6 protein-coding genes and 1 other RNA gene are annotated in these 10,879 nt (G+C 43.0%); all 7 read left to right on the forward strand.

Annotated features, from left to right (window positions below; translation table 11 throughout):
* Window positions 1-534 precede the first annotated feature (534 nt).
* Entirely contained in the window at window positions 535-4,035 is a 3,501-nt protein-coding gene (locus tag AC5590_RS30520; protein WP_211178615.1) for an efflux RND transporter permease subunit, read from the forward strand.
* Between the two features lie 465 nt (window positions 4,036-4,500).
* On the forward strand, window positions 4,501-5,853 hold the full coding sequence (locus AC5590_RS30525; RefSeq protein WP_169267022.1) for an efflux RND transporter periplasmic adaptor subunit: 1,353 nt from the start codon (window positions 4,501-4,503) through the stop codon (window positions 5,851-5,853).
* Between the two features lie 376 nt (window positions 5,854-6,229).
* Window positions 6,230-7,384 carry a magnesium/cobalt transporter CorA gene (corA, locus tag AC5590_RS30530; protein WP_169267023.1) on the forward strand — a complete coding sequence of 385 codons (1,155 nt, stop codon included), beginning with the start codon at window positions 6,230-6,232 and terminating at the stop codon, window positions 7,382-7,384.
* A gap of 57 nt (window positions 7,385-7,441) precedes the next feature.
* Window positions 7,442-8,152 carry a hypothetical protein gene (locus AC5590_RS30535; protein WP_171977523.1) on the forward strand — a complete coding sequence of 237 codons (711 nt, stop codon included), beginning with the start codon at window positions 7,442-7,444 and terminating at the stop codon, window positions 8,150-8,152.
* A gap of 49 nt (window positions 8,153-8,201) precedes the next feature.
* Window positions 8,202-8,724: RNase P RNA component class A (gene rnpB / locus AC5590_RS30540), an RNA gene on the forward strand.
* 90 nt (window positions 8,725-8,814) lie between these two features.
* Window positions 8,815-9,534 carry a ribonuclease III gene (gene rnc / locus AC5590_RS30545; protein WP_169267024.1) on the forward strand — a complete coding sequence of 240 codons (720 nt, stop codon included), beginning with the start codon at window positions 8,815-8,817 and terminating at the stop codon, window positions 9,532-9,534.
* 173 nt (window positions 9,535-9,707) lie between these two features.
* Window positions 9,708-10,769: a Gfo/Idh/MocA family protein gene (locus AC5590_RS30550; protein WP_169267025.1), complete on the forward strand. Its 1,062-nt coding sequence runs from the start codon at window positions 9,708-9,710 to the stop codon at window positions 10,767-10,769.
* Window positions 10,770-10,879: the final 110 nt, after the last annotated feature.

The raw sequence follows: 10,879 nt of genomic DNA on the forward strand, positions 1-10,879 counted from the left end.
CTTTCTTGAATCTTTAATGATAATGATAATCTAATACAGGGTAGGTGAGAAGAACGTGCTTAGCTCGTTCCTCTCACCATTTTTTCATGATTCTCATTATTGTAATAGGTTGTAGCTCGAAGTTACTACACACTTGTCAGAGGTCGTGGATGCTTTGAGACTGACTTGAGAGTATTTTTTATCTGTAATTCCATTTGACTTACATTCCCTCATATCGCTTTTAGTCTAAACTCCAGTTAGTCTAAACTCCAGCTAATAAGTTTACTTTACTTATCTTGTAATAATTCGTATTCTTATTATATGTACCATAATAGTTTGACTCACAAACTTATAACTTCGCTGACATCTTTATCTATCACAAAAATCAGCTTTAGCCATAAACCCGATTCTTTTACTTACCATAAATTTAAATAAGTTTCAACTGTGTTTTGTGAGATTTAGATGCATTAGCCCTAGGTTAATGTCTATTTACAAGCAGCTTCTAACAATGCGAGTTGGGGGCATTTGCAGCAAACGCATTTCAGGGGGAATTGCATGTGGATCGTCAAAATTGCTTTACGTCTTCCGTATACATTCGTAATCGCTGCCTTGATGATTGTTATTCTAGGTGTGGTAACAATATTTGGCACACCTGTTGATATTTTTCCATCAATCAACATTCCGGTTGTCAGCGTAGTTTGGACTTACACAGGTACTACACCAGAAGAGATGGCACAGCGAATCGTTACAATTAGCGAACGCGCCATGACAACAACCGTTGGTGACATTGAACACATTGAGTCTCAATCTTTAAGTGGTGTTAGTGTCGTCAAGGTTTTCTTCCAACCCAACGCTGATATAGCCTCAGCGGTCGCTCAAATTACCTCTGTCAGCCAAACAATTCTGCGCCCTCTGCCACCTGGTATCACACCGCCATTCATCATTCAGTACAACGCTTCGAGTGTACCGATTATCCAAATGAGTGTGAGTAGCAAAACCTTACCGGAACAAGCGCTTAACGACTATGCTACCAACTTCGTCCGCACCCAGTTAGCAACAGTGCAAGGGGCAAGTGTACCTTTGCCTTATGGTGGTAAACCTCGGCAAATTATGGTTGATATCGATCCCCAGGCGATGTTGGCTAAAGGTGTTTCTGCCCAAGACGTGACTAACGCTGTTAGTGCCCAAAACTTGGTATTGCCCGCAGGCAATATGAAGATAGGCACTCGCGACTTCGCCGTACGAATCAATAATAGTCCAGATGTGGTGGCAGGCCTCAACGACTTGCCAATTAAGCAAGTCAACGGTACCGTGATTTACATTCGCGATGTCGCCCAAGTACGAGATGGGTTTGCCGTGCAAAGTAACGTTGTACGTCAGAATGGGAGGCGATCAAGTTTACTTAGTATTCTTAAGAGTGGTAATGCCTCAACTATTGATGTGATTGATCGGGTAAAAAAAGCTTTGCCTCGCATTCAATCCACCATGCCCCCAGGACTAAATTTATCATTTTTGTTCGATCAATCCATATTTGTTAAAGCTTCCATTGAAGGTGTTCTTAAAGAAGGATTGATTGCAGCTACTCTCACCGCGCTGATGATTCTGATTTTCCTGGGAAGTTGGCGCAGCACTGTGATCGTAGCCGTCTCGATTCCTCTGTCGATGCTGGTTTCGATTATTGTGATGAGTCGTTTAGGACAGACTTTTAACATCATGACTTTGGGTGGTATGTCCTTAGCTGTCGGTATTCTCGTAGATGACGCCACAGTCGAAATTGAAAATATCCACCGAAATCTCGCACAAGGTAAACCAATCAAGCGAGCAATCTTAGATGGAGCTCAGCAAATCGCAACTCCAGCACTTGTCGCTACATTATGTATTTGTATTGTCTTTGTGCCCGTCGTGTTTCTGAGTGGAGTGGCAAAGTATCTATTTGTTCCCTTGGCGATGGCGGTAGTATTTGCCATGCTTGCTTCCTATCTGCTATCTCGGACTGTAGTACCGACGATGGCAAGCTATTTGCTACCATATGAAGCTGACTTGCATAGAGAAGAAAGCGAAGCTCATAATGAACATGGCGATCGCCATAATATAGATGATTCCCAAGTCCAAGACCATAATAGGAATGGCGATCGCCATAATATAGATTCACCAGTCCAGAACAATGGTCGTGACAACTACAACACTCATTCGCCAATCGAAATTCACGATCTGCGCTCCGCGCAGCAGCGAAGCTATCGCCCCGACAACCACAACACTGATTCGTCAGTCCAAAATAATGGTCATGACAACCACCACCAAACTTCAGAGCACACGACACAAAAGACCCAACCTGTCAAGAAAGACTGGATCTGGCGGCTGCACGAAAAATTTAACCGACAATTTGAGAAATTTCGCAACTGGTACTACAATGTCCTGACCTCAGCATTAAATTACCGCAGCATAGTCTTTGTGGTGTTCGGCGCTTTTATAGTCAGTGCAGGAGTTTTGTTGCCGTTTGTTGGTCAAGACTTTTTCCCTGATGTCGATGGTGGTCAGTTTAGTCTGCATGTTCGGGCTTTACCTGGTACCCGCTTGGAAGAGACAGAAAAAATTGTCAGTCAAGTAGAAAGTGTTATCCGCCAGACTGTACCGAAGGACAATCTCGCTCTGATTTTGGATAACATCGGCTTACCCAACAGTGGTATTAACCTTACCTATGGCTACAACGGTGCCACAATTGGTCCGGCTGATGCTGATATTCTTGTCTCGCTAAAAGAAGCTGGTTCTACTTTTTCTTACATCAAGCAACTACGCCCGAAATTGAAAGCGACATTTCCTAGTTACACCTTCTTTTTTGAACCAGCAGATATTGTTACTCAAATTCTAAATTTCGGTTTGCCTGCTGCTGTTGACGTTCAAATCTCTGGTCCTGTGCAAAACTCAAAGAAAAACTTTGAAATTGCCAAACAAATCGAAGCGCGGATGACACGCGTTCCTGGTGCTGTAGATGTACACATGCAGCAAGTTATCGATGCCCCAGAGTTACGTCTTGATGTAGACCGCACCCAGGCTCAACAATTGGGTCTGACCCAGCGTGATGTTGCCAATAGCGTCCTCACTTCCTTAAGTTCAAGCGGTCAAGCGGCAGTCAACCAATGGCTTGATCCCAAAAAAGGTGTGAGTTACACTCTTGCTGTACAAGTTCCACAGTACAAAATTGACTCTATTGACAGCCTCAAGAATACGCCTATTGGCAACGGTCAAACCGCACCCCAAGTTTTAGATAATTTGGCTACTGTTAGACGCTACACAGTGATGCAAGTTGTCAATCACTACAACATTCAGCAGGTTTACGATATCTACGCTAACTCCTCTGGTCGTGACCTTGGGGGAGTTGCCCGTGATGTGGATAAAATCATAGCTGATTATAAGAAAAAGTTGCCTCGCGGTAGTCAGATTACTGTACGCGGGCAAGTGCAAACAATGAACTCTTCATTCCTTGGACTTGGTTTGGGACTGGTGTTTGCGATTGTGCTGGTTTACTGCTTAATGGTAGTGAACTTCCAATCCTGGCTTGATCCCCTGATTATCATGATGGCACTACCAAGTGCCTTGGCTGGTATTGTCTGGATGCTGTTTGTCACTCACACCACCTTCAGTGTCCCTTCGTTAATGGGTGCAATTATGAGTATAGGTGTAGCGACATCAAACAGTATTCTAATGATTACTTTTGCTAATGACCAGCGTTTTGAAGGGCAAAATGCTTATAAAGCAGCCCAGGCAGCGGGTTACACGCGGTTACGTCCTGTGCTGATGACTGCCTTAGCGATGCTCATTGGTATGATCCCAATGTCTCTTGGTCTTGGTGAAGGTGGTGAACAGAATGCACCCTTAGGTCGTGCTGTGATTGGCGGCTTGTCGGCTGCAACAGTCGCTACTCTCATCTTTGTACCTGTTGTATACAGCATATTACGGCGTCAACAACCTCGTCGTTTTGATGAGGATGATGAGGATTTAACTCTGGTGGATAAGCATACCGCATACTCCTTGTCATCATCCCAAGGTAAGTCTTGAACAGGGGTAAGGGGCAGCAGGTTACGTTCGGAACTTCCGAACGTAACCTGCCTTATCAAAAAGATAGGCATTCATACCCTAGTCAGTTGGCAACAGTATATGGGGTGTGTACGCTTGTACTTGAACGTTGCCCTATACCCCCACACTCAAGCAAAAGTCTACACACTTGTGACAACCTCACCTTCACTTTGAACGTAGCTAAAATTTTTCCCTCTCCTTGATAAGGAGAGCCAGTGCGTTGGGCGGCTTTGCCGACTTGTAAGCGCAAGGCGCACGCTACGCGAACGCGCAGCGTCTCCGAAGGAGATAGCACCTGGCGTGAGGGATGCCCGATAGGGCAGGGTGAGGTTCCTAGGAAGCGGAGCGACGATAAGCAATTCAAATTTCAAAATTGTCAAAGCCAATAATGGTAATGAACGTAGCTACTAAATTTATACAAATTCGATAATATGGGACACCTTACCTATGGATTCTCAACAAGAAAGGACTTCTAGACAACAAAGGCACGGTATCGGTGGAATTGGTTGGGCTGTAATTGGTACTGTTTTTTTTGGTAGCTTACTAGCTATAGGTATTTTGCCCCGGTTAAGCCAAAGGTCAGAATTAGAAGCAGCAGTCAAGGAAGCAAGCACTCTACCCTCAGTCAACGTTATGACTGCTCATCGCGCTGCTGCTACGACCAATTTGGAACTGCCTGGCAGTGTTGTAGCCCTTAACCAAACGACCATTTACGCTCGTAGTACTGGGTATTTGCGGCGGTGGTACGCAGACATTGGCGATCGCGTACAGGCTGGTCAGTTGTTGGCAGAGATTGACTCACCAGACACCGATCAGCAAGTTCTGCAAGCTAAAGCTGAGTTAGCACAAGCACAAGCCAATGTGTCTCAAACTCGTGCTAGTTTAGCTAAAGGTGTTGCTGATTTGAAGCAAGCCCGCGCTAACCTGCTATTAGCACTTCAAAGCTGGCAACGCTGGAAAGTTCTTGTCAACCAAGGTGCAGTCGCTCAACAAGATGCAGATACAAGATATGCCACATATCAGGCTAATTTAGCTAACGTTGAAGCAGCACAAAATACTGTTAATTCAGACTCTGCCAATGTCGAGGCAGCACAAGCTAACGTCTTTGCTAGTCGGGCAAATTTCCAACGTTATTCTGTACTACAGTCTTATAAGAAAGTAACTGCTCCCTTTGCAGGAGTGATTACCGCACGTAACGTAAATTCAGGTGCTTTGATTACAGGAGGTACTGGCAATACCAATACTAGCAATACCACCAGTACTAGTAATACCACTGGTACTAGCAGTACCAATACTAGCCTTTATACCATTGCTGCTTACGATGCCCTGAACGTGAATGTTTCTGTTCCACAAAGTTCATCAGCGTTAGTTCAAGCTGGTCAAACAGCACAAATTACAGTTAGAGAGTTACCACAACGAGTGTTTTCGGGTAAAGTAGTGCGTACTAGCAATGCCATAGATCCAAATACTCGCACTTTGCTGACACAGTTAGAAGTGCAGAATTTGGACGGTGCGCTGCGACCAGGGATGTATGCCACTGTCAAATTTGCCATCAACCGCCCTAATCCTCCCTTTGTTATACCTGGTAGTGCCCTAGTAGTTAACGCCGAGGGTACTCAGGTCGCAACTGTCACCAAAAACCAGACAGTGCATTATCAAAAAGTTGGCGTTGGGCGAGATTACGGCACTGAAATAGAAATTACCTCAGGTCTGACAGGAAATGAATCGCTGATTACCACTCCTACAGTTGATGAAACAGAGGGTTTGCGCGTCCAGCCCGTCGCACAAAAAGCAAAGTAATCTTGCACGCAGTCAGCGGAGTAATGTTGATCTACTTAATCAAATATTGTATTAAGATTTTTGAAGCAGTTTGTCTTTTCAAGCCAAACTGTTTTTTCATGGTATTGCTAATTTATAGTGGTCTTGGCTGTGTTGAAGATCGCTTTTATGAAATGGATATCTGAGCTGCCTTTAATATAAGACACAGAAGATACCGCTCTCATAATAAAATGAGAACTAAAATCTACTTATAGAACAAATGCACTATAGTACTACAGAAATTACTGATAAATAATAGAGAGAAATTCGATCCATCGCGTTACCAAAAGTCGAGAGTCACCAAGTCAGAAAAAAATGACTAATAACTCATGACTAATAACTCAATTAGGTAAAATTCATGGCAAGAAAAGTTCGTCGCTCCCCTAAAATGCTCACTAAACCTGATAACGAAGATGAGTTCTATCACCAACCAGCAAGCATACCAGGAACCATCATTATTCCCACAGATGCTTCACCACCACAGATGACATTGATCGACTATAATACTCGCGATGTTATCCGTAAACAAATCAAAACCCCGGAAGAGTGCGCTTCTTATCTAGATACAGCATCTGTTTCTTGGGTAGAAGTCCAAGGTTTAGGGGATGAAGGCATTTTGCGAAGACTGGGAAATGTGTTTGATTTACATCCTTTAGTTCTAGAAGATATTGTCAATTTGGTAGAGCGTCCAAAAATAGAAGATTATGAAGACCATTTGGTGATTATTTGCCGAATGGTTGTGCCAAAAGAAAAAAAATATGGATTTTATAGTGAGCAAGTGAGTCTGGTGCTAGGAAAAAATTATTTACTTACAGTACAAGAAGAACCAGATCATGATTGCTTAGAAGGAGTGCGAGCGCGAATTTGTAACAACAAAGGTATTATCCGCAAGCGCCAAGCAGATTATTTAGCCTATAGTTTATTGGATGCAATTATCGATGGTTATTTTCCTGTTCTGGAGGATTATGGTGAGCAAATTGAAGATTTAGAAGAAGAAGTCATGCTAAATCCTTCGCGGCACACACTACAAAAAATTTATCAAATCAGGCGAGAATTGTTACAACTGCGTCGCTACATCTGGCCTCAACGGGATGCAATAAATTCTTTGATTCGCGATGGCAGTGAACTCATCAGTGAAGAAGTGAGAATTTACTTGCGAGACTGTTATGACCATACGGTGCAGGTAATGGATATGCTAGAAACTTACCGGGAACTTGCCACAGGATTGATGGATGTTTATCTTTCGGCAGTAAGTAACAAAATGAATGAAGTTATGAAGTTTTTGACTGTTATATCGTCAATTTTTATTCCCCTCACTTTTCTCGCCGGAATTTATGGTATGAATTTCAGTACGGAAAAATCGCCATTGAATATGCCTGAACTCAATTGGTATTGGGGTTATCCTATGTGTTTAGCAGTGATGGCAGTAATTGCGATTGTGCAGGTCTTATTCTTTTGGCGGAGAGGCTGGTTTAAGAATTTTTCTAAAATTAATCCTGATGCCAAAATTTGACATGAGCACTCAGTGGAAGATAAAAAGTGAATACAAAGGAGTTTATAGACTAAAATTATGGGAAACACTGACAACAATTTACTAATTTTGACGCTTTATATAATTGGCATTAGTTACACCATCAATCAAATGATTGAGTCAATTGCCGAACAAATAAAAATAGATTTTAATAAAGCATCTGTAGACGAACAACTGAAAGAACAAAGTCTTCAAGACATGATTGGGATTAGTTTTGGGGGACTGGCAAAAACGCACGATATTGAAAAACCACAATCTTTGTCAATTAATATCGAAAATAAATCTCAGGATGTAGCAATATACGTTGATTGGGACAATTGCGCTTTTGAGGAATTTGACGGAACCTCAAAGCGAGTTATTCGGATGTCACCAGACATCACTCGTGACTTAGGCGTGTCTCAAAGCCCCAGTCTCATTGTTCCTAAAAAAACACTAAAAGAATCAGTTTCATCTGAAAGTGTTTTCGAGTTCGATAAGTTATCTGGAAAATACACAGCAACAAAAACCTCGATAGCCAATGTCCTCAAATGGAAAACAAGCATTATCAGGGCACAAAGAAAAGAATTTAACAGATTTATGAGCAGAAAACGTGACTTTGATTTCTCACTAGATTTAGTGTTCAGGCTAGCCGAAACAAATATTGGTATCGCTCACGGTACAAAAGCACCTCCCCTTTGCATTGTCAAGTGTCCCTTCACTGTTAGAAAACTCCCTTGGACGTATGCCTTGCCTTGGAATCAGAGGCGGTAAACTTAAACGAGTGGTTCGGTCATTCAAAGATTACACTGGATATTGGGAGAGAGTAGGCGCAGGTGGTTACAGACTAGTTTCGTTGAAACTGGTTTGAGGAAAGTCCGGGCTCCCGAAAGACCAGACTTGCTGGGTAACTCCCAGTGCGAGCGATCGCGAGGATAGTGCCACAGAAACATACCGCCCTTTTTCAGTCAACAGTCAACAGTCAACAGTCAACAGTAAACAGTGAACAGTGAACAAGGGGTGGACGAGTCCGTTTCCTACCTTATAACTGATAACTGGTAACTGATAACTGGTAACTGATAAATGGTAACTGAAGAGGGTAAGGGTGCAAAGGTGCGGTAAGAGCGCACCAGCATGATCGAGAGATCATGGCTCGGTAAACCCCGGTTGGGAGCAAGGTGAAGGAACTACGGTTGGTCTTTTACCAGTTCCGCTCTCATAAGATCCGCTAGAGGCGTTTGGTAACAAGCGTCCCAGATAGATAACCGCCCTCTTAAATCTAGAAACGTAATATGTTACGTTTCTATAAAAGAGAACAGAACCCGGCTTACGTTCCGACTCTCTCTCTCTTTTTTGTCCTTTCTTATTAGTCTTTAGTCGTTTGTTAACAAGCAATGACTAAAGACTGATCGCTTCTGACTCATGATTAATAACTAATGAGCATTGCTTATCCACGCCGTCAACGACAACTCGAAAGCTTAGTCAGAAAATTAGGTCTTGAGGCAGATGCGCCGATAAAGTGGCAACTGCTGGACTTAGCGCTGACTCATCCCACTGTCTCCGAGTCAGCAAATTATGAACATTTGGAGTTTGTCGGCGATGCAGTCGTGCGATTAGTGGCTGCTATTGTTCTATGGGAAACTTATCCTAATTGTCCAGTGGGAGATTTTGCAGCTATTCGTTCGGTGTTGGTGAGCGATCGCATTCTCGCCCAACTAGCCAGAGAATACGGCTTGGAGTTACATTTACTTGTTGCAGGCAGTGCGACTGCTGATAAAGTTGGTCAAGAGTCAAGACTGGCTGATGCTTTTGAAGCAATTTTAGGTGCTCTTTATTTAAGTACACACAGTCTCGAACTGATCCGCTCTTGGCTAGATCCTCATTTCAAAAAACTTGCAGCAGAAATTCGCCTCGATCCGGCTAGATTTAATTACAAAGCCGCCCTGCAAGAATGGACTCAAGCAAAGTATAAAGTCTTACCTGAATATCGAGTCATGGAAATGAATCAACCCCAGCACATTCAAGAGCGTTTCCTGGCTGAGGTATGGCTACACGGACAAAAACTCGGTCAAGGAAAGGGACGCTCTATCAAAGCTGCCGAACAAGCTGCTGCAAAAGTTGCTTTTTTATCACTGGATAATCAGGAAAAGCCCTGAAATAAAAAAGTAGATGATAAGCTAATGTGAGTTATATTTTGTCTTACTCTTTCTTCTCCTGTCAGCAGACGCTACTTTGTATGCCTACAGTACGGGGCATACGGAACTGTAGCAACGGGATAAGGCTTCTGGTGGGCGTCTACGTCATGGCTAATGACAATAACTAATGACTAATGACTAAAAAAATTAAAATTGCTGTAATTGGTGTTGGACGTTGGGGCGTTCATTTGCTAAGAAATTTTTTAGAACATCCGCAAGCAAGTGTAGTGGCGGTAGTCGATCCGAACCCAGAATGTTTGGCGGGGGTGAAACGGCAGCATAACTTAGGTGACGAAATTCTATTGACAACAGAGTGGCAAGCAATACAGCAAGTGGAAGGTTTAGAAGCGGTTGTTATTGCCACTCCCGCCACCACGCATTACTCCTTAATTAGCGATGCTTTGCATTGGGGTTACCACGTTTTAGCAGAAAAGCCTTTAACTCTTAACCCAGCAGAATGTCAAGAACTGTGCCAACTTGCCCAAAAACAGGAACGACACCTGATAATTGACCACACCTACTTATTTCACCCAGCAGTTGAGCAAGGGAAAGCTGTTGTACAGGCGCGTCAATTAGGTGATTTACGTTATGGTTACGCTACTCGCACTCATTTAGGACCAGTTCGCCAAGATGTTGATGCACTCTGGGACTTAGCCATTCACGATATTGCCATCTTTAATTCTTGGCTAAATCAAATTCCAGTGAAAGTACAAGCAACAGGTACAGTGTGGCTGCAACCAAAGCTTGCAGGGGAGCAGTCAAATTCCTCTCTAGTCCAAGGATTATCCGACCTCGTCTGGGTGACACTTACATATCCGAACAACTTTCAAGCGTATATTCACTTATGTTGGCTTAATCCTGATAAACAACGACGACTAGGAGTTGTTGGAAATCTTGGCAGTCTGATTTTTGATGAAATGTCTCGTACTTCACCTTTGACGATACTGCACGGCGAGTTTGAGGTGCAAGAAAATCGATTTATTCCTGTGAATCAGAAGCAACAAGTGCTGGAAATAGAAACAGGTGAACCATTAGGGCGAGTGTGCAATCACTTTATCACTTGTGTGCTTGAAAATAGTCCCTCCAAAGTGTCCTCTGGTAAGGTAGGCACGCAGTTGGTGCAAATTCTTGCTGCTTTGACAGAATCTCTTAATAATGGTGGCAAGCCTGTTTTTCTTGATCCAAATGAAGACTGAAATTCTACGGTTTTTGGGCAGCACGGCTACAATACTTTTCTTAATTTGCCGGATGACCGAGACAATTTTAGATTTTAGATTTTGGATTTTGGATTAAAATCTAGAATCTA

The organism is Brasilonema octagenarum UFV-OR1 (assembly GCF_963888615.1).
Taxonomy (GTDB): Bacteria; Cyanobacteriota; Cyanobacteriia; order Cyanobacteriales; family Nostocaceae; genus Brasilonema; species Brasilonema sennae.

Excerpts from the sequence above, each read along its gene's own strand:
- rnc (WP_169267024.1), top strand. The coding sequence starts at position 8,815 with ATGAGCATTGCTTATCCACGCCGTCAACGACAACTCGAAAGCTTAGTC.
- corA (WP_169267023.1), top strand. The coding sequence starts at position 6,230 with ATGGCAAGAAAAGTTCGTCGCTCCCCTAAAATGCTCACTAAACCTGAT.
- AC5590_RS30550 (WP_169267025.1), top strand. The coding sequence starts at position 9,708 with ATGACTAAAAAAATTAAAATTGCTGTAATTGGTGTTGGACGTTGGGGC.
- AC5590_RS30525 (WP_169267022.1), top strand. The coding sequence starts at position 4,501 with ATGGATTCTCAACAAGAAAGGACTTCTAGACAACAAAGGCACGGTATC.
- AC5590_RS30535 (WP_171977523.1), top strand. The coding sequence starts at position 7,442 with ATGGGAAACACTGACAACAATTTACTAATTTTGACGCTTTATATAATT.
- AC5590_RS30520 (WP_211178615.1), top strand. The coding sequence starts at position 535 with ATGTGGATCGTCAAAATTGCTTTACGTCTTCCGTATACATTCGTAATC.